Annotated in this window: 21 protein-coding genes, 1 tRNA gene and 1 pseudogene; 19 read left to right on the forward strand and 4 right to left on the reverse strand. The window is 70.4% G+C overall.

Annotation, left to right across the window (positions count from 1 at the left end; genetic code table 11):
• The first annotated feature begins 9 nt into the window (after nucleotides 1–9).
• From CI785_RS06780 to CI785_RS17485, 8 genes are all read left to right on the forward strand, one after another.
• The gene (locus CI785_RS06780; RefSeq protein ID WP_105031336.1) at nucleotides 10–1,554 is read left to right on the forward strand and encodes an ABC transporter ATP-binding protein; all 1,545 of its coding nucleotides are present in this window, start codon (nucleotides 10–12) and stop codon (nucleotides 1,552–1,554) included.
• Nucleotides 1,551–2,948 (forward strand): ABC transporter permease, encoded by a 1,398-nt coding sequence (locus tag CI785_RS06785; RefSeq protein WP_105031337.1) that lies wholly within the window; start codon nucleotides 1,551–1,553, stop codon nucleotides 2,946–2,948. The genes CI785_RS06780 and CI785_RS06785 overlap by 4 nt, the downstream gene beginning before the upstream one ends.
• Nucleotides 2,945–4,222, forward strand: a complete 1,278-nt coding sequence (locus tag CI785_RS06790) for an ABC transporter permease (protein ID WP_105031338.1) — start codon at nucleotides 2,945–2,947, stop codon at nucleotides 4,220–4,222. The genes CI785_RS06785 and CI785_RS06790 overlap by 4 nt, the downstream gene beginning before the upstream one ends.
• 8 nt (nucleotides 4,223–4,230) lie before the next feature.
• Nucleotides 4,231–4,641, forward strand: coding sequence for a cytidine deaminase (locus CI785_RS06795; protein ID WP_105031339.1), 411 nt, complete (start codon nucleotides 4,231–4,233; stop codon nucleotides 4,639–4,641).
• A gap of 74 nt (nucleotides 4,642–4,715) precedes the next feature.
• Complete coding sequence (locus CI785_RS06800; RefSeq protein WP_105031340.1) at nucleotides 4,716–6,002, forward strand: thymidine phosphorylase; 1,287 nt, start codon at nucleotides 4,716–4,718, stop codon at nucleotides 6,000–6,002.
• 266 nt (nucleotides 6,003–6,268) lie between these two features.
• On the forward strand, nucleotides 6,269–8,221 hold the full coding sequence (locus CI785_RS06805; protein ID WP_105031341.1) for a glycosyltransferase: 1,953 nt from the start codon (nucleotides 6,269–6,271) through the stop codon (nucleotides 8,219–8,221).
• A gap of 143 nt (nucleotides 8,222–8,364) precedes the next feature.
• Nucleotides 8,365–8,697 carry an STAS domain-containing protein gene (locus tag CI785_RS06810; RefSeq protein WP_105031342.1) on the forward strand — a complete coding sequence of 111 codons (333 nt, stop codon included), beginning with the start codon at nucleotides 8,365–8,367 and terminating at the stop codon, nucleotides 8,695–8,697.
• Complete coding sequence (locus CI785_RS17485) at nucleotides 8,690–9,163, forward strand: ATP-binding protein (RefSeq protein ID WP_105031343.1); 474 nt, start codon at nucleotides 8,690–8,692, stop codon at nucleotides 9,161–9,163. Before CI785_RS06810 ends, CI785_RS17485 begins: the two co-directional genes overlap by 8 nt.
• A 355-nt stretch (nucleotides 9,164–9,518) precedes the next feature.
• On the opposite strand, the pseudogene CI785_RS17695 reads toward CI785_RS17485, so the two are convergent.
• A pseudogene (locus CI785_RS17695) lies at nucleotides 9,519–10,415 on the reverse strand (glycoside hydrolase family 26 protein); the annotation flags it as partial.
• A gap of 436 nt (nucleotides 10,416–10,851) precedes the next feature.
• On the opposite strand from CI785_RS17695, the gene CI785_RS06825 reads away from it, so the two are divergent.
• From CI785_RS06825 to CI785_RS06875, 11 genes are all read left to right on the forward strand, one after another.
• Complete coding sequence (locus CI785_RS06825; protein WP_105031629.1) at nucleotides 10,852–11,550, forward strand: DedA family protein; 699 nt, start codon at nucleotides 10,852–10,854, stop codon at nucleotides 11,548–11,550.
• A gap of 24 nt (nucleotides 11,551–11,574) precedes the next feature.
• Nucleotides 11,575–12,735: an adenosine deaminase gene (locus tag CI785_RS06830; protein ID WP_105031345.1), complete on the forward strand. Its 1,161-nt coding sequence runs from the start codon at nucleotides 11,575–11,577 to the stop codon at nucleotides 12,733–12,735.
• A gap of 8 nt (nucleotides 12,736–12,743) precedes the next feature.
• Complete coding sequence (locus tag CI785_RS06835) at nucleotides 12,744–13,460, forward strand: MazG nucleotide pyrophosphohydrolase domain-containing protein (protein WP_240615052.1); 717 nt, start codon at nucleotides 12,744–12,746, stop codon at nucleotides 13,458–13,460.
• A gap of 140 nt (nucleotides 13,461–13,600) precedes the next feature.
• A complete protein-coding gene (eno, locus tag CI785_RS06840; protein ID WP_105031346.1) occupies nucleotides 13,601–14,881 on the forward strand; it encodes a phosphopyruvate hydratase in 1,281 nt (426 codons plus the stop codon).
• 97 nt (nucleotides 14,882–14,978) lie between these two features.
• The gene (locus CI785_RS06845; protein ID WP_105031347.1) at nucleotides 14,979–15,806 is read left to right on the forward strand and encodes an FtsB family cell division protein; all 828 of its coding nucleotides are present in this window, start codon (nucleotides 14,979–14,981) and stop codon (nucleotides 15,804–15,806) included.
• Between the two features lie 92 nt (nucleotides 15,807–15,898).
• On the forward strand, nucleotides 15,899–16,594 hold the full coding sequence (locus CI785_RS06850) for a DUF501 domain-containing protein (protein ID WP_105031348.1): 696 nt from the start codon (nucleotides 15,899–15,901) through the stop codon (nucleotides 16,592–16,594).
• The gene (locus CI785_RS06855; RefSeq protein ID WP_105031631.1) at nucleotides 16,591–17,538 is read left to right on the forward strand and encodes a Ppx/GppA phosphatase family protein; all 948 of its coding nucleotides are present in this window, start codon (nucleotides 16,591–16,593) and stop codon (nucleotides 17,536–17,538) included. Before CI785_RS06850 ends, CI785_RS06855 begins: the two co-directional genes overlap by 4 nt.
• Nucleotides 17,539–17,542: 4 nt before the next feature.
• Complete coding sequence (locus CI785_RS06860; protein WP_105031349.1) at nucleotides 17,543–18,961, forward strand: S8 family serine peptidase; 1,419 nt, start codon at nucleotides 17,543–17,545, stop codon at nucleotides 18,959–18,961.
• A gap of 35 nt (nucleotides 18,962–18,996) precedes the next feature.
• Complete coding sequence (locus tag CI785_RS06865) at nucleotides 18,997–20,436, forward strand: NAD(P)/FAD-dependent oxidoreductase (RefSeq protein WP_105031350.1); 1,440 nt, start codon at nucleotides 18,997–18,999, stop codon at nucleotides 20,434–20,436.
• Between the two features lie 117 nt (nucleotides 20,437–20,553).
• Nucleotides 20,554–20,629 (forward strand) — tRNA-Leu (locus CI785_RS06870).
• 219 nt (nucleotides 20,630–20,848) lie between these two features.
• Nucleotides 20,849–22,249 (forward strand): ABC transporter substrate-binding protein, encoded by a 1,401-nt coding sequence (locus CI785_RS06875; protein ID WP_105031351.1) that lies wholly within the window; start codon nucleotides 20,849–20,851, stop codon nucleotides 22,247–22,249.
• 100 nt (nucleotides 22,250–22,349) lie between these two features.
• On the opposite strand, the gene CI785_RS06880 is transcribed toward CI785_RS06875, so the two are convergent.
• The 3 genes from CI785_RS06880 to CI785_RS06890 form a co-directional block, all read right to left on the reverse strand.
• Complete coding sequence (locus CI785_RS06880; RefSeq protein ID WP_105031352.1) at nucleotides 22,350–23,063, reverse strand: hypothetical protein; 714 nt, start codon at nucleotides 23,061–23,063, stop codon at nucleotides 22,350–22,352.
• 131 nt (nucleotides 23,064–23,194) lie between these two features.
• A complete protein-coding gene (locus CI785_RS06885) occupies nucleotides 23,195–23,935 on the reverse strand; it encodes an ABC transporter ATP-binding protein (RefSeq protein ID WP_105031353.1) in 741 nt (246 codons plus the stop codon).
• Nucleotides 23,935–24,921, reverse strand: coding sequence for an ABC transporter ATP-binding protein (locus CI785_RS06890; RefSeq protein ID WP_105031632.1), 987 nt, complete (start codon nucleotides 24,919–24,921; stop codon nucleotides 23,935–23,937). The genes CI785_RS06885 and CI785_RS06890 overlap by 1 nt, the downstream gene beginning before the upstream one ends.
• Between the last annotated feature and the right edge of the window lie 117 nt (nucleotides 24,922–25,038).

Consider the following 25,038-nt stretch of genomic DNA (forward strand, 5'->3'; position numbering starts at 1 on the left):
GGTTGAGTTGTGAAACTCGAACTGATCGGCATCACGAAGCGCTTCGGATCGCTCGTGGCCAACGACTCCATCGACCTCGTCGTGGAACCAGGGCAGGTGCACAGCCTGCTCGGCGAGAACGGGGCAGGCAAGTCCACGCTCATGAACGTGCTGTACGGGCTCTACGACCCTACCGAGGGTGAGATCCGGGTCGACGACGAGCCGGTGACCTTCAAGGGGCCCGGGGACGCGATGGCCGCCGGGATCGGCATGGTGCACCAGCACTTCATGCTCGTCCCCGTCTTCACCGTCGCCGAGAACGTGGCGCTCGGCAACGAGACCACGAAGGCCGGCGGCATGCTCAACCTGCAGGAGACGCGCGCGCGCATCCGGCAGATCTCCGACCAGTACGGGTTCGACGTCGATCCCGACGCGGTGGTCGAGGACCTCCCGGTCGGTGTGCAGCAGCGCGTCGAGATCATCAAGGCCCTCGTCCGGGACGCCGAGGTGCTGATCCTCGACGAGCCGACGGCCGTGCTGACGCCCAAGGAGACCGACGAACTGCTCGGCATCATGGCGCAGCTGAAGGCCGACGGCAAGTCGATCGTGTTCATCTCGCACAAGCTGCGCGAGGTCAAGGCGGTGTCCGACGTCATCACCGTGATCCGCCGCGGCAAGGTCGTCGGGACCGCCGACCCGGGTGCTCCCACCACGGAGCTCGCGTCCCTCATGGTCGGCCGGTCCGTCAGCCTGACCCTCGACAAGCAGCCCGCGACCCCCGGCGACGTGACCTTCAGGGTCCGCGACCTCACGGTCCAGGCCGCCAACGGCCAGCGCGTCGTGGACGGCCTCAGCTTCGACGTCGCGCAGGGCGAGATCCTCGCGATCGCAGGCGTCCAGGGCAACGGGCAGACCGAACTCACCGAGGCGATCATGGGCCTGCAGGACCACGTCTCGGGCTCCATCACGCTCGGCGGCGAGGAACTCGTGGGCCGCAGCGTCAAGGACATCATCCGCGCCGGGGTCGGGTTCGTACCCGAGGACCGCAGCGTCGAAGGACTCGTCGGCACGTTCTCCGTGGCCGAGAACCTCATCCTCAACCGGTACGACGACGCCCCCTTCGCCCGGGGCCTGTCCATGTCGCCGTCCGCGATCGAGAAGAACGCCGACGAGAAGATCGCCGAGTACGACGTCCGCACGCAGTCGGCCTCGGCCGCGGCGGGCACGCTCTCCGGCGGCAACCAGCAGAAGGTCGTCATGGCCCGCGAGTTCTCGCGGCCGCTCAAACTGTTCATCGCCTCACAGCCCACCCGCGGCGTCGACGTCGGATCCATCGAGTTCCTGCACCGCCGGATCGTCGCCGAGCGCGACGGCGGCACGCCGGTCATCATCGTCTCCACGGAGCTCGACGAGGTCCTGGAGCTCGCCGACCGCATCGCGGTTCTGTACCGGGGCCGGCTCATGGGCATCGTGCCCGGTGCCGTCTCCCGCGATGTCCTCGGCCTCATGATGGCCGGAATGCCCGCCGACGAGGCGCTGGCGCAGGCACACGACGTTCAAGGAGGAAACCTGTGACCCCGCAGGACGACAGGCCGGTATCCCCGGCGACCGGCGACGGCGCACCCCACACGCGCCGGCAGGCGAAGGACGCCGCACGCCAGGACGAGGTGCGCCTCGAGAACGCCGTCGAGACGGCCGACGGCGAGCTGCCGCCGCCCGCCGTCCCCGCGACCGCCGCCGGCCTCGGCGCCGGCCCCGCCCCCGACGCTCCGCTCCTGCACCGCATCATGACAGGGAACGCGCTCGTCGCCTTCCTCTCCGTGGTGCTCTCCCTGATCCTCGGCGGCCTGCTCATCGCGGTGACCGACCAGAACGTGGCCCGGGCGTCGTCGTACTTCTTCAGCCGCCCCCAGGACACCCTCGGTGCCGCCTGGACCGCCGCCTCCGGCGCCTACCTCGCGCTCTTCCAGGGGTCGGTGATCAACTTCGAGGGTGACTCCTTCACCCGGATCATCTACCCGCTCACCCAGACCCTGACCGTCGCGACGCCGCTGATCTGCGCCGGGCTCGGCGTGGCCCTGGCCTTCCGGGCAGGCCTGTTCAACATCGGCGCGCAGGGGCAGATCCTCATCGGCGCGACGTTCGCCGGCTGGATCGGCTTCACCCTGCACCTGCCGGCCGGCATCCACCTGCTGCTCGTGATCCTCGCGGGGATGGTGGGGGGCGCCGTCTGGGCAGGGCTCGTGGGACTCCTCAAGGCCCGCACCGGCGCCCACGAGGTCATCCTCACCATCATGTTCAACTACATCGCGACGAACCTCGTGCTGTACTTCCTGAGCACCCCCGCGTTCCAGCGCCCGGGATCCACGAACCCGATCAGCCCCCAGCTCGACGCGACGGCGCTCTACCCGCCGCTGCTCGGTCCGGCCTTCCGCCTGCACTGGGGCTTCGTGGTCGCGGTGCTCGCCACGGTGTTCGTGTGGTGGCTGCTGAACCGCTCGACCGTCGGGTTCGAGCTCCGGGCCGTCGGCGCGAACGCGAGTGCGGCCCGCACGGCCGGTGTCAACGTCAGCAAGGGCTACATCCTCGCCATGGCCATCGCCGGGGCCCTCGCGGGCCTGGCCGGCGTGGCGCAGGTGTCCGGGACGGAGAAGGTGCTGACCTCGGGCGTCGCGGCGAGCTTCGGCTTCGACGCGATCACCGTCGCGCTCCTCGGGCGTTCCTCGCCATGGGGTACCTTCGCCGCCGGCATCCTGTTCGGGGCGTTCCGTGCCGGGGGAGTGGCCATGCAGGCCTCGACGGGCACGAGCATCGACATCGTCCTCGTGGTGCAGTCGCTCATCGTCCTCTTCATCGCAGCGCCGCCGCTCGTCCGCGCGCTGTTCCGCCTCCCGTCACCCGGCGCCCCGCGCGCCGGCAAGGGCGGCTCCACGACCCGCACGCCAGCCTCGACCGGAGCAGCAGCATGAGCACAGCAACCACAGCCCGCGTCAGCGACGGCACCGCCGTCCGCAGCTGGAAGAACCCGATCATCCTCTCCGTCGTCGCCCTCCTCGCGCTGCTGGTCTTCGCCCTCGGCGCGCCCGGCAACGACGTCACGTTCCGCCTCTCCGAGGAGGGCGACCCGGTCGTCCTACCCTCGATCGTCGTGTCGGCGCCGGTGATCGGCTGGATCGCAGCCCTCGCGATGCTCGCCCTCGCCGTCCTCGCGATCCTCCGGACGCGATCGGGGCAGAAGGTCCCCACGTGGGTTCCGGCCGTGTTCGCCGTGCTGTTCCTCATCGCCTTCCTGACCTGGGTGGTCGGCAGTGCCCGCACCCCCAACGTGGCCCTCTACGGTCTCCTCGCCGGGTCGGTCACGCTCGCCGTCCCGCTGATCTTCGGCTCCCTCTCGGGTGTGCTCTGCGAGCGGTCCGGCGTCGTGAACATCGCCATCGAGGGGCAGCTGCTGTTCGGGGCCTTCGCGGCCGCCGTCGCGGCGTCGCTCTCGGGTAGCGCGCTCGTGGGCCTCGTCGCCGCGGCCGTCGCGGGCGTCCTCGTGTCCCTCGTGCTGGCGGTGTTCAGCATCCGGTACGTCGTGAACCAGGTGATCGTGGGCGTGGTGCTGAACGTGCTCGTCTCCGGGCTCACCGGGTTCCTGTTCTCCGCCGTCCTCAGCGAGGACGCGGAGCGGTGGAACTCCCCGCCGCGCCTGCCCGTGATCGAGATCCCGCTGCTCGCGGATATCCCCGTGATCGGCCCGATCCTCTTCCAGCAGACGATCGTGGGCTACCTCATGTACGTCGCGGTGGCCGTGGTCTACGTGGCCCTCTACCACTCCCGCTGGGGCCTGCGCACGCGCGCCGTGGGGGAGCACCCGAAGGCCGCCGACACCCTCGGCGTGAACGTCAACCGGATGCGCTTCCTCAACGTGCTCCTCGCAGGCGTCGTCGCGGGGATCGGAGGATCCTTCTTCACGCTCGTCGCCGTGTCGGGCTTCGGTCGCGACATGACCGCCGGCCAGGGCTACATCGCCCTGGCGGCCCTCATCTTCGGTCGCTGGAACCCGATCGGCGCGTTCTTCGCGGCCCTGCTGTTCGGTTTCGCCACCAACCTGTCCAACGTGCTGAGCCTGCTCGGCACCCCCGTCCCGGACCAGTTCCTGCGCATGCTGCCCTACGTGGTGACGGTCTTCGCCGTCGCCGGTCTCGTGGGCCGTTCGCGGGCACCGGGTGCCAGCGGGATCCCGTACATCAAGGGCTAGGAGCAGCCATGACAGATCCCCAGACCGCCGAGACGGCCATCCCCTGGGACACCCTCGCCGCCACGGCGACGGAGGCCATGAAGCGCGCGTACGTCCCGTACTCGAAGTTCCCCGTCGGTGTGGCGGCACTGCTCGACGACGGCCGGATCATCTCCGGCTGCAACGTGGAGAACGCCTCCTACGGGCTGACGCTGTGCGCCGAGTGCGCCCTCGTCAGCGCGCTCGCCATGAGCGGCGGCGGACGCATCCGCGCCTTCAGCTGCGTGGACGGCGAGGGCAACACGCTCATGCCGTGCGGGCGCTGCCGCCAGCTGCTGTACGAGTTCCGGGCACCCGACATGGTGCTGATGACCGTCAGCGGCATCCGCACCATGGACGAGGTCCTCCCCGACGCCTTCGGGCCGCAGCACCTGACCTGAGTACCTGAGCTGCGGGGGCGCGGCCGTCCGGGCTGTGCCCCCCTTCCACCATCCGAACAACCCGAGGATCCCCCATGACCGAAGCCTTCGACGCCGTCGACATCATCCGCACCAAGCGCGACCGCGGCACCCTCACGCCCGAGCAGATCGACTGGACCATCGACGCCTACACGCGCGGTGCCATCGCCGACGAGCAGATGGCGGCCCTCAACATGGCGATCCTGCTCAACGGCATGGACCGTGCCGAGATCTCCCGGTGGACGGCCGCCATGATCGCGTCGGGGGAGCGCATGGACTTCTCCTCCCTGGGCCGCCCGACGAGCGACAAGCACTCGACGGGCGGCGTGGGCGACAAGATCACCCTGCCCCTGGCCCCGCTCGTCGCCGTCTTCGGTGTCGCCGTTCCCCAGCTCTCGGGCCGCGGCCTCGGCCACACCGGCGGCACGCTGGACAAGCTCGAGTCCATCCCCGGCTGGCAGGCGCACCTCAGCAACGAGGACATGCTGCGCCAGCTCGCCGAGGTGGGCGCGGTCATCTGCGCCGCCGGGACAGGGCTCGCCCCCGCGGACAAGAAGCTCTACGCCCTGCGCGACGTCACCGGCACGGTGGAGGCGATCCCGCTCATCGCATCCTCGATCATGAGCAAGAAGATCGCCGAGGGGACCGGCTCGCTGGTCCTGGACGTGAAGGTGGGCAGTGGCGCATTCATGAAGGACGTGACCCAGGCGCGTGAACTCGCCGAGACGATGGTGGCCCTCGGCCTCGACGCCGGCGTCAACACCGTGGCCCTGCTCACGGACATGAGCACGCCGCTCGGCCTCACCGCCGGCAACGCCATCGAGGTCGAGGAGTCCGTGGAGGTCCTCGCCGGCGGCGGCCCGGCCGACGTCGTCGAGCTCACCGTGCGCCTCGCCGAGGAGATGCTCGCCTGCGCGGGCGTGCACGACGCCGACCCCGCCGCGGCACTGAAGGACGGACGCGCCATGGACGTCTGGAACCGGATGATCGAGGCGCAGGGCGGCGACCCGCGGGCCACGCTCCCGGTCGCGAAGGAGTCCGAGGTCGTCCTCGCCCCGGCCGACGGCGTCCTCGTGGGCCTGGACGCCCTCTCCGTCGGCGTGGCCGCCTGGCGTCTCGGCGCCGGCCGTGCCCGCAAGGAGGACCAGGTGCAGGTGGGAGCCGGTGTACGCCTGCACGCGAAGCCCGGCGCGACCGTGCGTGCGGGCGAGCCGCTGATGACGCTCCTCACGGACACGCCGGAGAAGTTCGACCGCGCGCGGGAGGCACTCGCCGATGCCGTCGTGATCGCCCCGGAGGGCTCCCGGCCCGCGCAGCAGCTCATCCTCGACCGCATCGCCTAGGACGTGGCTCCTGGCGGTCCGGAGCGGGGCCCGGAAGAACATCCGGGTGTCAGTTCTCGTCGACCGCCAGCCCCCGCTCCGGGAGGTCCGGGAGTACCTCGCTCGGACGTCGAGCTACGCGGAACTCGTGTCGACGCAGCCTGACCCGTGCGGGTGAACGCCGAGCTGAACTAGGGTGATCCTCGTACCACAGATGCACCATGCGCCTCATGTGGCACGAACAGCTGCCGCCGAGTCCCCACCGGACGCACACCTGGAGGAATGACGTGCATCAATTCCTGCTCCGCCTGCTCGTCCTGCTCACCGTGATCTTCGGGGTGAACTACGTGGCGTGGCGCTGGCTGGAGTCGCTGAACTGGTCGGCCTGGTGGATCGCGGTGCCGCTGGTGCTGGCGGAGACCTACAGCCTCGTCGACGTGTGCCTCTTCGGGCTGACGGTGTGGCGGACCAGGGAGCGCACGCCTCCGCCGGCAGCCCCCGGCCTGGGCGTGGACGTGTTCATCACCACGTACAACGAACCCATCGAGATGGTCCTCGAGACGGCCCTCGCGGCGCAGCGCATCCGGTATCCGCACCGGACGTGGATCCTCGACGACGGCAGCCGGACCGAGTTGCGGGAGGCCGCGGAGCAGCACGGCATCGGCTACCTGACCCGCAGCGCCGACTGGGCGGACCGTCCCCGACATGCCAAGGCGGGCAACCTCAACAACGCCCTCATGGCCACCGACGGCGAGTTCATGATGATCCTCGACGCGGACCAGATCCCCAAGCCCGAGATCCTCGACCGGACGCTGGGTTACTTCAACAACCGGAAGGTGGCCCTGGTCCAGACGCCGCAGTGGTTCGTCAACGTCCCCGAGGACGACCCTCTGGGGAGCCAGGCGCCCCTGTTCTACGGCCCGCTGCAGCAGGGCAAGGACGGCTGGAACGCGGCGTTCTTCTGCGGCTCCAATGCACTGCTGCGCAGGGAGGCGCTCATGCAGCTCGGCCTGGTCGGGTACGTGGACGAGGTCGAGAAGAACATCCGCACCGCCCTGAAGGGGTCCCGCTCCGCGATCCGTCGCGCCCGCAGGTCGGAGCAGGCCCGTGACCCCATGGTCGCCCAGCTGCTCGACGAGGTGGAACGGGCAACGGCCGGGGCGGCAGCCGGGCTCAAGGAGGGGCGGTCCTACAGCGAGATCACCTACACCCTGCGCCGCACGGTCGATGCCGCCGTCCAGAAGCTCGTCGCTGCCGATGTCCATGCGCTGCAGGCCGATCTGGCGGAGATCGAGGCCATGGGTCTCGGACCCGGCTCCGGCTCGCTCAGCCCCGAAGAGGTCGAGATCGCGGTGGCAGGACTGTCCTCCCGGCAGTGGTCCCCGCTCGGTGCGCTGGAGTCGGTGCAGGCCGTGCTGGAGGCGATCTCCATCGAGCGCGGTGAGGAGGCGCAGCCGGTCATGCCTCTGGCCACGATCTCCGTCACCGAGGACATGGCCACGTCCATGCGGCTGCATGCCATGGGATGGAAGAGCGTCTACCATCACGAGATCCTCGCCATCGGCCTCGCCCCCGAGGATCTGAAGACCATGCTGACCCAGCGGCTGCGCTGGGCCCAGGGCACCATCCAGGTGCTGCTTCGGGAGAACCCCCTCGCCAAGCGGGGGATGAAGTGGACCCAGCGGTTGATGTACTTCGCCACCATGTGGAGCTACCTGTCGGGCTTCGCCGCGGTCGTCTACATCGCTGCACCCATCATCTACCTGATCCTCGGCATCCTGCCCGTGACCAGCCTCAGCACGGACTTCTTCATCCGCTTCATCCCGTTCATGGTGGTCAACCAGATCCTCTTCGCGGTCGCCGGACGGGGAGCGAAGACATGGCGGGGGCAGCAGTACAGCCTCGCGCTGTTCCCCACCTGGATCAAGGCCTGCACCACGGCCGCCCGCAACGTGTGGTTCGGCCGGCCCCTGGGATTCGCCGTGACGCCGAAGGTCAAGGAGGGCAACAGCCGCGACTGGCACCTGATCCGCCCGCAACTCGTCGCCATGGCCCTGCTCGCCGTAGCAGCAGTGGTCGGGCTGGCCCGGCTGGCGGTCGGACTCAACGAGCCACTGGGCACGCTCGTGAACGTCGCCTGGGTGGTCTACGACCTCGTCGTGCTGAGTGTCCTCTTCAAAGCGGTGCGGTATGACGGGTACGTTCCCGAGGAGGAGGGGTCGCAGGCGGTGAACCGCTGAGCGGCGCGCCCCGACGACGGCGCGCCGCGTGATCTTCGGCGACGTGGGTTAGTTTGGGGTGAGGACTCACGAGTGACCCGCCTCTCCTGCTCTCTGCGCACGCCGTCGATCAGCAGGACCCGACGTTTGATAGGTGTATGCCGATGGATTTCAGTTACGAGCTCAGGGATTCCTACACGGAGGTCAAGGTCGGTGGTCGCCTGAACATGGTGTCCGCGCCGAGGCTGCGCGAGTTCGTGGGTGATGTGCTCCTCAAGGGCTCCAACCGTATCGTCGTGAACCTCGCGGAGACCTCGTTCATGGACTCCTCCGGGCTCGGCGCGCTCATCGGCTGTCTGAAGGCCACCCGGCAGGCCGGCGGCGACCTCCGTATCGCAGCCGTCCACCCGCAGGTCAAGATGGTGCTGCAGCTGACCAGCATGGACAGGGTGCTCACGTCCTACGCCACCGTGGAGGAGGCCTTCGGCGATGAGTGATGCGCTGGCTGCGCGCAACTTCCTCGGACCCGCCGGGGAGGAGGCCATCGAGTCCGTCCACGACATGCTGGACGATCTGTGGTCGGAGGTTCCCCTCACCCAGGACATCGACCGCATGACCTTCACGACGGCGGTGATCGAATCAGCATCGAACGTCGTCCAGCACGCCGAGCCCGTCGGGGAGGAGCCGGTGAAGCTCGGCGTCGTCATCACGGTCCGGCACACCGTGCTCGAGGCCCGCGTCAGTGCACTGCACGCCAAGCCGCCGTACGGCGGGATGGTCCCGGTCATGCCCGAGGACGATGCCGAGTCGGGCAGGGGACTGGCACTCATCCAGGCGCTGGTGACCACGGTGATCTTCGAACGGCAGGACGGCACGAACACATGGGTCCTGTCGCGTGGCTACTCCCAGGATCGTCCCCTACCGGACAGCCGGGCGGACTCGGGGGTGCGGCCACCGCCGTAGCAGAGACCCCCGTGCACTCGCCGGCGGACTCCGACTGGCTCGCCCGCCCCTTCCGGCGTGTGGCGAGAGCTTCGGCCAGCGCGGCCGCTGATGTGCTGCTGCTGTCGATCCTCCAGTCCGTCTCCTTGTCCAGGTGGAACCAGACCACCGCGGTGACGTCGTCCTGCGCCGCCAGGTAGCCGACCAGCTCCGTGGTCCATTCGGCCTTGGAGCCACCGTGTTCGGCGGAGGACGTCTCGGCGATCAGGATCTCCTTGCCCGGTGCGAGAGCCCGGAGTTCGGACAGCCCTTGGCCGAAGACCCTGGACGGCTTCTTCCACGTGCCCCACGGCACGGAGGTGCCCCAGTTGTAGCCGTCGAGGGCGACGGCGTCGACGTAGGAGTCACCCGGGTAGAGCTCCCTCAGCGGCGTGGATCCGCGATAGGGCACATTCGGGTTCCACACCCAGGTGACGTTCGACGCGCCTGTCGAGGCGAGCGTCTCGTGGACGTGCCGCCAGGCCGCGACGTAGTCATCGGGGGTGTTGCCGTTGACCCCAGCGGACCACGGATACCAGTCGCCGTTCATCTCGTGCCCGAATCGCAGCAGGACCGGGTGGCCCCAGTCCGCGAGGGAGTGGCCCCACCGGCGCAGATAGGGATCGAAATCACCCGCTGTGACCCGGTCGAGCGCGTAGGCGGGCTGATCCCTACCGCCTCCCCATGCCCAGGGCTCCCAGGTCAGCAGGGTGTCGGCTCCCCGGGCGCGCGCCGCATCGAGTTCGGTGATCGGCGGGGCCTGATGGAAGTCCTTGTAGGCGAGGACGATCGTGGGTGCTTCCCCGGCCAGGGCTGTGACCTCGTCGAGTTCGGCGGAGGCCAGGGGACCTCCGGGTGTCCCGACTCCGAAGCGCAGGGAGGTGGTGCCGGGCGGCCGCGAGGGGCGGCGGACCCTGAACGTCGCCGAGGCACCCACGTCCCCCGAGAGGGCTCGGACGACCACCGCCGGTCCGGTCGTGTCGGCCATGGACAGCCTGATGTCGAAGCGACCCGACGCGTCCGTCCGGAAGAGCACGGGATGGGTGCCGCCGGTGACGGTCCCGATCCTCCTCTTCGGGAATCCGGTTCCGGTGACCGTGACCGACGTGCCGGCCGGATCGGCGGAGGGACGGATGCTGATCGACGCACCGGACGCCGCCGCGGCCGGGACCGGGGTGGCAGCGATCAGGGTCAGCAGCACCAGGAGGCATGCCATAGGTCGTAGGTTCTTCATTCCACCCCCGGCCGGGCCGACTGTACGACGGGCGCGATGGGTCCGTCCCTCTCCATTGTGCGGTCGGCTCCCCTCCTGATCCACCGCCCGGCACAGGATGGGCGGTGATGCTGTACGCAGGATCGAACGTCGGTGGTCCGTCAGGGCCGGCCGGGATCGCCCTGACGATGTCCTCAGGGTCCTCCCTGGGGAAGGCCATGGTCCGTCTCATCCCTGAGGGTGAGACGGGCCGGAATCCTTGTCGGCCGGAAGGCCGACGACCTAGCATGGGTGGCGCCGGTAGCGTCGGAGGTAGACGCACGGCAGCGCATCGCGGTTCGACCGGAACAGCGGCACCGGCGTCGTATCCCGTGCTGGGAGCCACCCGTCCATGACCGGTGGGCCGTCGCGCGGGCGGAGCGGCGGAGGAGCCGGCATGGACGCGATCATCAGTGCACTGAACGGCATCAGCGACTTCGTGCTCGCGGCCGCCGAACAGCCCTGGGTGTACGTCCTGGTCTTCGTGTGCTGCACCGTGGACGGCTTCTTCCCCCCGTTCCCCAGCGAATCCGTCGTCGTCGGCCTCGCCTCCCTCGTCATCACGCAGGGGGTGCCCAACCCGTGGCTGCTCATCCTCGTCGCAGCGCTCGGAGCGTTCCTGGGTGACAACATCGCCTACCTCCTCGGCAGGGGGATCGGCACCACGCGCTTCCGCTGGATGCGGCGGCCCCGGTCGCAGCGCTCCTTCGCCTGGGCGGGCAGGGAGCTCGCGAAGCGGGCGGCGTCCCTGATCCTCGTGGCGCGGTTCATCCCGATCGGCCGCGTGGCCGTCAACCTCACAGCAGGCGCCACGGGATACTCGCACCGGCGCTTCGTCGCCCTCACGGCGCTGTCCGGGGTGGTCTGGGCCGGGTACTCGGTCGGGATCGGGGCGCTCGCGGGCACCTGGTTCCAGCACAACCACCTCCTCGGCGTCGCGGTGGCCATCGCGATCGCGGTCGTCATAGGGTTCGTCGTCGACCGCGTGATCGCCTTCGTGCGTGGCTCCACGCCCCTCCAGGCCACCCTCGAGGAGCCCCTCGAGGCGCTGCAGGAGGAGCCCGCGGGGATGCTGCAGGACGAGCCCGAGCCCGCCCGCGGGACGGGCCTGCCGTGAGGTGCATCGCGTAGGCTGAACAGCGTGACCTCCTCCCCGAACGATGCCGCCCCCGCCGCCATCGACATCCAGACCCTGCCGAAGATCTCGCTCCACGACCACCTCGACGGTGGCCTGCGACCGGCCACCGTCCTCGAGCTCGCCGCCGCGATCGGCCACGACCTTCCGGCCTCCGACGCCGAGTCGCTCGGGGCCTGGTTCAGGGAATCGGCCGACTCGGGATCGCTCGAGCGCTACCTCGAGACCTTCGACCACACCATCGCCGTCATGCAGACGCGCGAGGGCCTCGTCCGCGTGGCCCGTGAGTTCGTCGAGGACCTCGCGCTCGACGGCGTCGTGTACGCGGAGGTGCGCTGGGCGCCCGAGCAGCACACGCAGCAGGGCCTCACGCTCGACGAGGCCGTCGAGGCCGTGCAGGAGGGCCTCGAGGCCGGCGCCGCAGCAGCCATCGCCGCCGGCCGCGTCATCCAGGTGGGCCAGCTCATCACGGCGATGCGCCACGCCGACCGCGGCCAGGAGATCGCCGAGCTCGCCGTCCGCCACCGCGACAGGGGCGCCGTCGGCTTCGACATCGCCGGTGCCGAGAACGGCTTCCTGCCCTCGCGCTTCGCCGGCGCCTTCACGTACCTCGCCTCGGAGCAGTTCCCCGTGACCATCCACGCGGGCGAGGCGGCGGGCCTGGACAGCATCCAGGACGCCCTCGTCGCCGGCCGGGCCCTGCGCCTCGGCCACGGCGTCCGGATCGCCGAGGACATCGAGATCGAGGAGTCGGACGAGCCGGGTGACAGGCCGGACGACGACGAGGAGGTCGGGATCGCGAACCTCGGGCGCATCGCCTCCTGGGTCCGGGACCGCGGCATCCCGCTCGAGCTGTGCCCCTCCTCGAACCTGCAGACCGGGGCCGTCGCGGCCTTCGGGGAGACCATCGACGCCCACCCCTTCGACCTGCTGTACCAGCTGGGCTTCAAGGTCACCGTCAACACCGACAACCGGCTCATGAGCGGGGTGACGCTCACGGGCGAGTTCGAGCTCCTCATCGACACGTTCGGGTACGACCTCGGCGACCTGCTGGACCTCACCCTCAACGCTGTCGACGCCGCGTTCCTGCCGCTCGAGGACCGGGACGCCCTGGCGCGCCACGTCGCGGAGAGCTTCGACGCGGCCGCCCGCCAGGCGTCGGCCTGACCGACCCCGTGCCCGACGCATCCCCCGGGGTGCCCTCGCGGGGTGCCGCCCCGGGTGCGGCGGTCGAGCGGCTCGTCGAGGTGGTGGACCTCCTGCGCCGGCACTGTCCGTGGACGGCGGCACTGGACCACGCCTCCCTGCTCGAGTACCTCGTGGAGGAGACGTACGAGCTGTACGAGGCCGTCGACGACGTCGCCCGCGCTGAGGGAGACCCGCCGCGGGCGCTCCTCGAGGACCTGCGCGGCGAGCTCGGCGACGTGCTGTTCCAGGTGGTCCTCCATGCCCAACTGCAGGCCGAGGCGGGGTCCTTCGGCCTCGCCGACGTGGCCGCCGGGTTGACGGCCAAGCTGGTCCGCCGCAACCCCCACGTCTTCACGCCCGACGGCGGCCTGCGCGGGTCCTTCCCGGCGACGGTGGACGAGATCGTGGCGACCTGGCAGGCCGTCAAGCAGCGGGAGCGGCCCGCGCGCACGTCGCCCTTCGAGGGCATCCCGCACCACCTGCCCGCGCTGGCCCTCGCGGCCAAGACCCTCCGGCGGGCGGGAGAGCCCGTCGGGGCCGAGGACGGAGCAACCGACGGACCCACCCACGGGGCCATGGAGGAGGAGCTCGGCAAGGACCTGCTGGCACTGACCCGGCGGGCACTGGCCGCGGGTGTCGACCCGGAACGGGCCCTCCGCCGTGCCGTGCTCGACTACCAGCGGGAGGCTGCCGGCGGCCCGTGAGCCCGTGGGGCGTCATCGCCGGTGATCCAGCCCACGCCGGTACGCGCGTGAACTAGGCTGGGAGCACCACCTCCGTTGCTCCGACAAAGACGTCCCAACACGATGTGAATCCCTACACTCCAACGAAGAGGAGCAGTTCCATGGCCATCATCGATGCCATCCACGCGCGAGAGATCCTCGATTCCCGCGGTAACCCGACCGTCGAGGTCGAGGTACTGCTCGACGACGACACCTTCGGCCGCGCCGCCGTCCCCTCCGGCGCCTCCACCGGCGCGTTCGAGGCCAACGAGCGCCGCGACGGCGAGAAGGACCGCTACCTCGGCAAGGGCGTCCTGCAGGCCGTGGAGGCCGTGATCGAGCAGATCCAGCCGGCACTCCTCGGGTTCGACGCCGCTGACCAGCGCGCCATCGACCAGGCGATGATCGATCTGGACGGCACCGAGAACAAGTCCAACCTGGGCGCCAACGCGATGCTCGGCGTCTCGCTCGCCATCGCCCGCGCGGCTGCCGAGTCCGCGGCCCTGCCGCTCTACCGCTACCTGGGTGGCCCGAACGCGCACGTACTGCCCGTGCCCCTCATGAACATCCTCAACGGCGGCTCGCACGCCGACTCCGACGTCGACATCCAGGAGTTCATGATCGTGCCGCTCGGCGCGCAGTCCTACTCCGAGGGCCTCCGCTGGGGCGTCGAGGTCTACCACGAGCTCAAGTCGGTGCTGAAGGAGAAGGGCCTCGCCACGGGCCTCGGCGACGAGGGCGGTTTCGCCCCGAACCTGCCGTCCAACCGCGACGCGCTGGACCTCATCACCACCGCCGTCGAGCGTGCCGGCTACACCCCGGGCACCGACATCGCCTTCGCACTCGACGTCGCCGCGTCCGAGTTCTACAAGGACGGCACCTACCAGTTCGAGGGCAAGTCCCTCACCACGCAGGAGATGAGCGCCTACTTCGAGGAGCTCGTCCGCGACTACCCGCTGGTCTCCGTCGAGGATCCCCTCGACGAGGACGACTGGGAGGGCTGGAAGCACCTCACGGAGGCCATCGGCGACAAGGTGCAGCTGGTCGGCGACGACCTGTTCGTGACCAACCCGACGCGTCTCGGAAAGGGCATCTCCACCGGGACGGCCAACTCGCTGCTCGTGAAGGTGAACCAGATCGGCACGCTGACCGAGACGCTCGACGCCATCTCGATGGCGCAGCGCGCGGGGTACACGACGATCACCTCGCACCGCTCCGGCGAGACCGAGGACACCACCATCGCCGACATCTGCGTCGCGACCAACGCGGGGCAGATCAAGACCGGTGCGCCGGCCCGCAGCGAGCGCGTCGCGAAGTACAACCAGCTGCTGCGCATCGAGGAGGAGCTCGACGACGCCGCACGCTACGCCGGCCGCAGCGCCTTCCCGCGTTTCACGGCGTAGTACGTCGGCAGTTGATCCGGAGGGCGGCTACCCTCGTTAGACGGGCCCCGCGAGGGACCCGACGCGACCATACGCGACAGTACCGACGAGGAGCACCATGACCGCCCGCCGCCCCAACGTGCCGCGAGCCGGCCGTCCGACGCCTGCGGCGGAGGAACGGCCGGCTCCCGGGACGGCCAAGGGCACGCCCCCTGCGCACGGCTCCCGGATCCCCGGCCAGTCCGCGGCGTCCGGGTCCGGCTCCCACGGGATCGGCCACGTGCCTGCCCCGTCCCACCCGGGGCAGGTCCCGCCCCGCGCCGCCGGATCGTCCCCACGGAAGCCGTCCGGTCCGCGGGTCGTGGGTCCCTCCGCCACGAAGGACCCGCGGGTCGCCGGCCCCTCCATCGCCTCCGGGTCACGCGCCGGTGCGGGCGGATCGGTGCCGTCGTCGCCGTCGGAGGCGCGCGCCGCCGAACGGTCGCAGCTGGCGGGCAGCATCCGGCGCGGGCGGCTCGGGTCCAAGCGCGTGCAGTCCCCGATCCAGCCGGCCGAGGAGGCGACGCCCATCCCGGCGAAGTCCTTCTCGGGACGGCTGCTGGCCCTCGCCGTCGTCCTCGTCGCGGGGATCGTCCTCCTGGCGCCGTCGGTGAGCCGCTACCTCCACCAACAGGGCGAACTCGACGCACTGCGGGCGGACATCGCCCGTCAGCAGCAGGAGCAGGCGGACCATCAGTCCGAGCTCGCGCGCTGGAACGACCCCGCATTCGTCAAGCAGCAGGCGCGCGAGCGCATCTTCCTGGTGATGCCGGGGGAGACGCGGTACCTCGTCAAGGGCGGCGACGGCATCGAGCAGGGCACGGGCGAGGGATCGCCCGTGGAACCGTCCGACCTGCCCTGGGTCGACTCCCTCTGGAGCTCGATCGAGCGGGCGGCGACGGACTGAGTGGACAGCGCGGTAGTTCCCGCACGTCGGACGACGGCGCGGGCGACCGCCGCGGACAGTACGCCGCAGGTGGCGTACCAGGAAGGAACAGCGTGACCCAGCAGGACCAGCACGACGACCGGTATTCCAGGACCCCGAGTGAGCGCGACCTCGACGTCCTCAGCCGGCAGCTCGGCCGACCCGTACGGGACGTCGTGGAGATCGGTGCCCGGTGTGCCTGCGGGAACCCGCTCGTCGCGACCACCGCCCCGCGCCTGTCGAACGGCATCCCGTTCCCCACGACCTACTACCTCACCCACCCCGTCGTCACGGCGGCGGTGTCGCGCCTGGAGGCCGAGGGCGTGATGACCGAGATGAGCGCGCGGCTGGCCGCCGATCCGGACCTCGGCGCCCGCTACCGGGCCGCCCACGAGGCGTACCTCACGGCACGCGCAGCGGTCGGGGAACGCGCGGGCACGGGACCCGTCCCCGAGATCGACGGCGTGTCCGCCGGCGGCATGCCGACCCGCGTCAAGTGCCTGCACGTGCTCGTGGGCCATGCCCTGGCCGCCGGCCCCGGCGTCAACCCGCTGGGCGACGAGGCCATCGGTCGCATCGCGGAATGGTGGACGCCGGAGCGCTGCTCCTGCGAGGGCGCCTGGGACACCACGGGCCAAGCACCCCATGCCGACCTCAGCCGCCACACCAGGACTCAGGGGCTCGGCCCCGAGGAGCTCGAGGCGAAGCGCGCGGCACGCCGTGGCGCTGCCGGACACGCCGCACCCGCCGGACCCACCGAGGAGACCTGATGCGTACAGCTGCCATCGATTGCGGCACCAACTCCATCCGCCTGCTGATCGCCGACAGCGAGGACGGCGTCCTGACCGACGTCGTCCGGCTCATGCGCGTGGTGCGCCTGGGCGAAGGCGTGGACGCCACCGGGCGACTGTCCGAGGCCGCCCTCACCCGCACCTTCGCCGCCGCGGAGGAGTACGCGGGACTCATCGCGGAGCACGGCAACCCGCCCCTGCGCTTCGTGGCGACCTCGGCCTCGCGCGACGCCGAGAACCGCCAGGACTTCGTGGACGGCATCCGCTCCCGCCTCGGGGTGGAGCCCGAGGTGATCTCCGGTGACGAGGAGGCGCGCCTGTCCTTCGACGGAGCCGTCAGCGTCCTGGCGACGGCCGGACACGAGACGGTCCTCGTGATCGACGTCGGCGGCGGAAGCACGGAGTTCGTCGCGGGCACCGCCGCAGGGCTCATTGCGGCCCGCAGCACCGACATGGGCTGCGTGCGCTACACCGAGCGCTTCCTGCAGGACGACCCGCCCACCGACGGGCAGATCGAGGCGATGGAGGCCGAGGTGCGGCGCCTCATCGCCGAGGCGGCGGCCGAGGTGCCCCTCGAGCGCGTCACGAAGATCGTCGGCGTCGCCGGCAGCGTCACCACCGTGACGGCTCATGCCCTCGACCTGCCGACCTACCAGCCCGAGCGTATCCACGGCGCCGAGCTGCCCGTCACGGCGATCTCGGCAGCGGCGTCGGAGCTCCTGCACCTGCCCCGCGAGGCGCGCGCGGCGCTGCCCTACATGCACCCCGGCCGCGTCGACGTGATCGGCGCGGGCGCCCTCATCTGGAAGTGCGTCGTCGAGCATGTCGCCGGCGTCACCGGCGGGCGCGTCACGAGCGCGGTCTCCAGCGAGCACGACATCCTGGACGGGATCGCGCTGAGCATCGCGGACCGGGTCCGGTGAACTGATGCGCACCGGAGCGCCCCTGGCCGTCCGGACCGGCGCGGGGATCGCCGTCGCCCTCGCCGTCCTGCTGCCCACGGCCGTTCCCGCCGCCGCGGACGAGGTCCGCGACAGGGAGTACTGGCTCGAGGACTACGGCATCACCGAGGCCTGGAGGAGCACGCAGGGTGAGGGCGTCACCGTGGCCGTGATCGACAGCGGCATCGACGCGACCCATCCCGACCTCGCCGGCGCCGTGGTCGGTGGCACCGACGCCTCCGGCGCGGGCGACCCCGGGGGCCGGCGCGGCATCGGGGAGGTCCCCGCCCACGGCACCCTCGTCGGCACACTGCTCGCCGGGCGTGGCCATACCGCCGGTCAGGGATCCGCACGGCCCACTCCCGGACCGTCGGGCGCACCGACGGCCGACACGTACGGCGAAGGCCCCGACGGCATCGTCGGTGTCGCGCCGAAGGCGGACCTGCTCGCCGTCTCCGTCTGGATCGAGGGCCCCACCAGCGGCCCCAACCCGGCCGGTGTGTCGGTCGATCAGCAGGTACCGGACGCCGTCCGCTGGGCGGTGGACAACGGCGCCGACGTCATCAACATGTCCCTCGGCAGCACCAGCACGTCCTGGCCCGAGAGCTGGGACGACGCCTTCCTGTACGCGGAGCAGAACGACGTCGTCATCGTCGCGGCCGCGGGCAACCGTGCGGGCGGCCTTGCGCAGGTCGGGGCACCCGCGACCATCCCCGGGGTGCTGGCCGTCGCCGGGCTCGACCGGTCCGGTGTCGCGAGCGCAGAGGCGTCCAGCGAGGGCATCAGCATCGCCGTCGCCGCGCCGTCCGAGAACCTCGTCGGAGGGCTGCCCGGCGGCCTGTACGCCGACTGGTCCGGGACGTCCGGTGCCGCACCCCTCGTGTCCGGCGTCGCGGCCCTCATCCGTGCCCGGCACCCCGAGCTCTCGGCGGCACAGGTGGTCAACCGGATCGTGGCCACGGCCAGGGACGCCGGCGCGCCCGGTTTCGACACCCTCTACGGTTACGGCATCCTCGACGTCGCCGCCGCCGTCGGGGCAGACATCGCCGTGCCGCAGGAGAACCAGCTCGGCAGCATGGCCGAGTGGATCCAGCTCTACCGGAGGGGCGGCGCGACACCCGCCCCGACGCCGGCCGCGCCCCCGGCCCCCGCGCCCGAGGTGATCCCGGCGCCCCCCGCGCCGCAGGCGGAGGACCCCCGCGCCGCCGGACGCGACGTGCCCGCCTACGTGGTGCTCGGCTTCGGCGGCCTCCTGCTCGCGGTGCTGCTGGGCGGGACCGTGCATGTCCTGCGGGTGGGACGGTCCGCGGCCTCCCAGGAGGACGACAGTGGGCGGTCCGAATACGCCGGGGATGCCGCGAACGTGCCCGACGCCCCGGATGTTCCGGGGCCCTCCCGGAGCTAGTGAAGATTTTCACAAACTCCGGTAGCATCGGTGGCATGGCATCGAACCCACACTTCTCCGACCGCCCGCGCATCCTCGTCGTCGGCGGCGGTTACGTAGGCCTGTACGTCGCGCACAGGCTGCAGAAGCAGGTCAAGGCCCACGGCGGCATCGTCACGCTGGTGGACCCCCTGCCCTACATGACCTACCAGCCCTTCCTCCCCGAGGTGGCTGCCGGCAGCATCGAGCCGCGTCACGCGATCGTCTCCCACCGCAAGCACCTCCGCAAGACCGAGCTGATCTCGGGCAAGGTCACCTCGATCAACCACGCCGGCCGCACCGCCGCCATCACCCCCACGGGCGGCGGAGAGCCCTTCGAGCTCGGGTACACCGACGTCGTCGTCGCCGCCGGCTCCATCACGCGTACCTTCCCGATCGACGGTCTGAAGGACCAGGGCATCGGCCTCAAGACCATCGAGGAGGCCGTGGCCCTGCGTGACAGGATGCTCGAGCGCATCGAGACCGGCTCGGTGATGCCCGCAGGCCCGGAGCGCGACCGCGCCCTGACCTTCGTGGTCGTCGGCGGCGGCTTCGCCGGCATCGAGGCCATCACCGAGATGGAGGATGCGGCACGCGACGCCGTGAAGGCCAATGCCCGCCTCAGCCGTTCGGACCTCCGCTTCGTCCTCGTCGAGGCCATGGGGCGCATCATGCCCGAGGTCACCGCCGAGCAGGCCGAGTGGGTCGTGGAGCACCTGCGCTCCCGCGAGATCGAGGTCCTGCTCAACACCTCGCTCGCCAGTGCCGTCGACGGCACGCTCAAGCTCATCAACATGCCGGACAAGACGCCTGCCGACGAGTTCGGGACCGACACCCTCCTGTGGACCGCAGGCGTCCAGGCCAACCCCGTGGTCCGCTCCACCGACTTCCCCGTGGACGAGCGCGGCCGCGTCCGCGCCACCCCCGAACTGCGCATCACGGGCGACGACGGGCCCATTCAGCATGCATGGACCGCGGGCGATGTCGCGGCCGTACCCGACCTGACCGGTGGGGGAGTGGGAGGCTTCTGCGTCCCCAACGCCCAGCACGCCGTACGCCAGGCGAAGCTGCTCGCAGCCAACATCCTCGCCGCGAACTACGGTGTCGGCGAGGTCAAGGAATACCGCCACACCAACCTCGGGGCCGTCGCCGGTTTCGGCCAGTTCAAGGGTGTCGCGAACATCATGGGCTTCGGCATGAAGGGCTTCCCGGCCTGGCTCGCCCACCGTGGCTACCACGGCTTCGCCATGCCGATGTACGAGCGCAAGGCGCGCGTGATCATCAACTGGAGCATGAGCTTCCTGTTCGGCCGGGACCTCGCCCCGCTGTCCGACCTGCAGGAGCCGCAGCGCCAGTTCCGTGAAGCGGCCACCCCGCCGCCCAGGAAGGACACCGCGCTGCAGAGCCAGCCGCCGACGCCGGCCGGCCAGGCTGCATCGGCGAAGGCGTCGGCCTAGGCGTCCGGCAGCACCAGTACACGAGAACGACGGCGACCGCATGCCCGGGTCGCCGTCGTTCTGCGTTCACGCCGACACGCCATCCCGCGGGCCGCGGTAGGCTGGAGCGTCCGGCCGGCCCCAGTAGCCCAATGGCAGAGGCAGCAGACTTAAAATCTGTTCAGTCAGGGTTCGAGTCCCTGCTGGGGCACCATGGCGCCACGTCCACCCCAGCCCTCCGTAGCCGATGGCCAGCGGGATCCTCGGCGCCCTCTGTCAAGGGTCCGATGCGGCGCATGTGACGAGCGTTACAAGGATGTAACCCGATTCCCTTATCTCAGACACAAATTTGGATTAGCTTTTCCTACAAGCCAGGAACACCTGGCAACAGCATCAAAGGCAGTGAGAGCCTTTCGGTCGAGGAGACTAATTAATGATTGCAACACGAAACCCGGTGCGTTCCGGCATCGGGGAGAGTGCCCCGCGAGCGGCGAAGGTCGCGGCACTGGGCCTTGGCATCGCGCTCTTCGCCTCCGGCTGTGGCGGCTCCTCGGGCACCGAGAGCGAGACCGCCGAGACCGAGAGCGGCACCGCGACCTCGGCAGCCGCAGCGTCGGCGCTGGCATGCCCCGAGAGCGAGGGAGGTGCCGGCGAGGAGCAGGGCGAGAAGGGCGACCCCGCCGCCGTCCCCGCCAGCAAGACCACGAGCCCTGAGCCGCTGAAGCTCGGCTCCATCCTGCCGACCACCGGAACCCTCGCGTTCCTCGGCCCGCCCGAGATCGCCGGCGTCAACCTCGCTGTCAACCAGGTCAACGAGGCCGGGGGAGTCCTCGGCCAGCAGGTCTCGATCACCCACCGCGACTCCGGCGACACCACCACCGACATCGCCACCCAGTCCGTGACGGACCTGCTCTCGCAGGACGTCAGCGCGATCATCGGAGCCGCGTCCTCGGGTGTCTCGAAGACCGTCATCAACCAGATCACCGGCGCCGGCGTGGTGCAGTTCTCGCCCGCCAACACGGCGGCCGAGTTCACCGACTGGGACGACAAGGGCCTGTACTTCCGTACCGCTCCCTCCGACATCCTCCAGGGCCGTACGCTCGGCAACTACATCATGGAGTGCGGCGCCCAGACCGTAGGCATGATCACCCTGAACGATGCCTACGGCACCGGACTGCAGGGCACCATCCAGGAGACCGTCGAGGGTGCAGGCGGCCAGGTCGTCGCGAACGAGATGTTCAACACGGGTGACTCGCAGTTCTCGAGCCAGGTGGACGCCATCGCCGCCGCGAAGCCGGACGCACTCGTGCTGATCAGCTTCGACGAGGCCAAGAGCATCGTCCCGCTGCTCGTCGCCAAGGGCGTCGAGGCGAGCTCGATCTTCATGGTCGACGGCAACACCTCCGACTACAGCAAGGACCTGGAGCCCGGGACGCTCGAGGGCGCCCAGGGCACCATCCCCGGCCCCTTCACCGGTTCCAGCTTCCAGGAGGCCCTCGCCACGGTCGACCCCGCCCTGAACAGCTTCGCGTATTCCGGCGAGAGCTACGACGCCGTGAACCTCATCGCGCTCGCCTCCGAGGCCGCAGGGAGCGTCGAGGGGACCGCCATCGCCGCTCAGCTCGCGTCCGTGTCCAAGGACGGCACCAAGTGCTTCGACTTCGCCGGCTGCGTGACCCTGCTGCGCAACGGTGAGGACATCGACTACGACGGCATCTCCGGGCCGGTCACCTTCGACGAGAAGGGCGATCCCACCGAGGCCGCCATCGGTATCTACAAGTACGACGCCGACAACAAGCCCCAGCCGAGCCGTTCCGAGGTCGGCAAGCTCTAGGGCTCCCCGCCGGCCTCCGCGCCGGCAGCAGCACAGCAGAAGGCCCCGGCCGCCCTTCCTCCCGGAAGGTGCGGCCGGGGCCTTCTGGCGTTCAGGGCGGTCAGGGGGAGTCGCCGGGCTCCCGCCGCGAGAGGGCGTAGGAGGGCTCTCTCACCTTCCGGGCCCACTCGTAGGTCCCGGCGCCCGCGAGGGGGTGCAGGACGGCGTCGAACCGCAGGTCCTTCTCCTCCGCGTCGGGGTTCAGCCGCAGCGTGAGCGTGCCGAAGTGCTGCCAGCGGCCGCGTGGCGTGGCGAAGTAGAGCCCGAGCTGCCACGGTGCCTCTCCCAGTGAGCGCGTGAAGCCGCGCAGGGACGAGGGGAGGCCTGCCGGGGCGATCGTCCGGGCTCCGAGCACCACGGGCCCGGTATCGCCCCGGTAGGGCATCATGGTGCCCAGCGGGGCCCGGGAGATGCTGAGTCTCGGCACCAGCACGAAGCGGCCCGGGAACGACCAGCCCGTCGAGGACAGCAGGATGTCGGAGAACGTGGACGGGGCAGGCCCGGCCTCCGGGTGGTGGAAGCGCACCGCGAGCCCGACGATGTCCGGCAGCCCGTCCGGGGTCCCGGCGGACCGCGAGAGGCGCGCCGTGGCGGTTCCCCCGCCCGGCTGGTCGATCCAGGCGATGCCGCTGGAGAGCCCGTGGTCGTGCACGGTCACGGCCCCGTCCAGCCTCAGCCCGCGCGAGTGGATGGGGCGGTGCCGCCGGACGTGCTTGATGCCGCGGAACAGGACCTCGAAGCCCTTGCCGATCGCGCTGCTGGCCAGTCCTGCCATGAGTCCGCCCTTCCTCGAGAGGGCGCCGTCCGGCGTCCCTCCTGCCAACGTATCGGCCCGGACATGCGGATGGGCGGAACCGTTGCCGGTCCCGCCCATCCCTTGCGCTTCAGGCCTGCATAGGCTGGACCTCAGGCGGTGTCCGCGAGGGTGCCGAGGTAGAGCTGGATGACCTTGGGATCCTTCATCAGCTCGCGCCCGGTGCCCGTGTAGGCGTCCCTGCCCTGGTCCAGCACGTACGCCCGGTCGCAGATCTGCAGGCAGCGGCGGGCGTTCTGCTCCACCATGATCACCGAGACCCCGGCCCGGTTGATCTCATGGACGCGCAGGAACGTCTCGTCCTGCTTCACGGGGGAGAGGCCCGCCGACGGCTCGTCGAGCAGCAGCACGGCGGGGTCCATCATCAGCGCCCGGCCCATGGCGACCATCTGCCGCTCGCCGCCGGAGAGCGAGCCGGCGCGCTGCGCCTTCCGCTTGCCCAGCTCGGGGAAGAGGCTCGCGACGAAGTCGAAGCGCTCCTTGAAGTCCTTGGGCCGCTGGAACATCCCCATCTGGAGGTTCTCCTCGATGGTCAGCGTGGAGAAGACGTTGTTGTTCTGCGGCACGAAGCCCACGCCCCGGCTGACCAGCTTGTTGGCCTTCAGCCCCGTGAGGTCCTGGCCGCGCACCACGACGGTGCCCGAGTGGACCTTCACGAGGCCGAACATGGCCTTCAGGAGCGTGGACTTGCCCGCCCCGTTCGGCCCGATGATGCCGATGAGCTCGCCCCGGCGGGCCTCGATGCTGCAGCCGTTGAGGATGTTCACACCGGGCAGGTACCCGGCCACGAGGTCGGTGACCTTGACGACGGAGTCGCCCTCGAATTCAGCCATTACTTGGTCTCCTCGTCCTTGTGTGCGGAGCCCGCGGCGTAGGCTCCGCCGCCGACCTCCGTGACGCCGTGCCCGAGGATCCCCTCGTTCTCGGTGCCGACCACCGACTCCTCGTCGTGGGCCAGTTCCTCCTCGAGGCGCTCGATGCCCGTGGAGTCGCCGAGGTCGACGTCGTGGTGTGCGCCCAGGTAGGCGTCGATGACGGCCTGGTCCTTCATCACGATGTCGGGCGGTCCCTCCGCGACGACCTTGCCCTCGGCCATGACCACGACCCAGTCGGCGATGTGCCGCACCATGTGCATGTCGTGCTCGACGAACAGGACGGTCATGCCCTCGGCCTTGAGGTTCTTGATGTGGTCGAGGAGTGACTGCGTCAGGGCCGGGTTGACGCCGGCCATGGGCTCGTCGAGCATCACGAGCCGGGGCCGCACCATGAGCGCCCGCGCCATCTCGAGGAGCTTGCGCTGGCCGCCGGAGAGGGACGCCGCGTAGTCGTCGCGCTTGGCGTCGAGCTTGAACTTCGCCAGCAGCACCTCCGCCTGCTCGGTGATCTCGCGCTCGCGGCCGCCCCAGATGCCCTTGAACAGGGCCCGGGCGAGGCTCTCGCCCGGCTGGTCCGTGGCGCCCAGGCGCATGTTCTCCATGACGGTGAGCTTGCCCATGACCTTCGTGAGCTGGAACGTCCGCACCATGCCCATCCGGGCCACCTTGTGCGAGGCGACCTTGGCCAGCGGCTTGCCGTCGAACTCCCAGTCGCCGCTGTTCGGGGTGTCGAACCCGGTGAGCAGGTTGAACAGCGTCGTCTTCCCGGCCCCGTTAGGGCCGATCAGCGCGGTGATCTTGTGTCGTGGGATCTCGAGGTGCTCGACGTCGACGGCGTTGATGCCGCCGAAGCTGCGCGTCACGTTCTTGGCGATCACGATGGGATCCCGCTTGCTGCAGCCCGGACCGGTCCCGCCGGTGGTGATGGGCTGGGAATCGGTCATGTGGTCGTGCTCTGCGGTCGGGACGGCCGAGCCTCGGACGGTGGACCCGTCGGCGGGCCCGGTGACCGCTCCGCCGACGGCGTGCGAGCCGGTCCCCGCCTGAGCGTCGTCGGGACT

The sequence above is a fragment of the Arthrobacter ruber genome, assembly GCF_002954225.1.
In the GTDB taxonomy this organism is placed as follows: Bacteria; Actinomycetota; Actinomycetes; order Actinomycetales; family Micrococcaceae; genus Arthrobacter_D; species Arthrobacter_D ruber.

What these genes read in the sequence shown, in the direction of transcription:
- CI785_RS06790 (WP_105031338.1), top strand. Translation starts at nt 2,945, where the DNA reads ATGAGCACAGCAACCACAGCCCGCGTCAGCGACGGCACCGCCGTCCGC.
- CI785_RS06795 (WP_105031339.1), top strand. Translation starts at nt 4,231, where the DNA reads ATGACAGATCCCCAGACCGCCGAGACGGCCATCCCCTGGGACACCCTC.
- CI785_RS06800 (WP_105031340.1), top strand. Translation starts at nt 4,716, where the DNA reads ATGACCGAAGCCTTCGACGCCGTCGACATCATCCGCACCAAGCGCGAC.
- CI785_RS06810 (WP_105031342.1), top strand. Translation starts at nt 8,365, where the DNA reads ATGGATTTCAGTTACGAGCTCAGGGATTCCTACACGGAGGTCAAGGTC.
- CI785_RS17485 (WP_105031343.1), top strand. Translation starts at nt 8,690, where the DNA reads ATGAGTGATGCGCTGGCTGCGCGCAACTTCCTCGGACCCGCCGGGGAG.
- eno (WP_105031346.1), top strand. Translation starts at nt 13,601, where the DNA reads ATGGCCATCATCGATGCCATCCACGCGCGAGAGATCCTCGATTCCCGC.
- CI785_RS06845 (WP_105031347.1), top strand. Translation starts at nt 14,979, where the DNA reads ATGACCGCCCGCCGCCCCAACGTGCCGCGAGCCGGCCGTCCGACGCCT.
- CI785_RS06860 (WP_105031349.1), top strand. Translation starts at nt 17,543, where the DNA reads ATGCGCACCGGAGCGCCCCTGGCCGTCCGGACCGGCGCGGGGATCGCC.
- CI785_RS06865 (WP_105031350.1), top strand. Translation starts at nt 18,997, where the DNA reads ATGGCATCGAACCCACACTTCTCCGACCGCCCGCGCATCCTCGTCGTC.
- CI785_RS06875 (WP_105031351.1), top strand. Translation starts at nt 20,849, where the DNA reads ATGATTGCAACACGAAACCCGGTGCGTTCCGGCATCGGGGAGAGTGCC.
- CI785_RS06880 (WP_105031352.1), bottom strand. Translation starts at nt 23,063, where the DNA reads ATGGCAGGACTGGCCAGCAGCGCGATCGGCAAGGGCTTCGAGGTCCTG.
- CI785_RS06885 (WP_105031353.1), bottom strand. Translation starts at nt 23,935, where the DNA reads ATGGCTGAATTCGAGGGCGACTCCGTCGTCAAGGTCACCGACCTCGTG.
- CI785_RS06890 (WP_105031632.1), bottom strand. Translation starts at nt 24,921, where the DNA reads ATGACCGATTCCCAGCCCATCACCACCGGCGGGACCGGTCCGGGCTGC.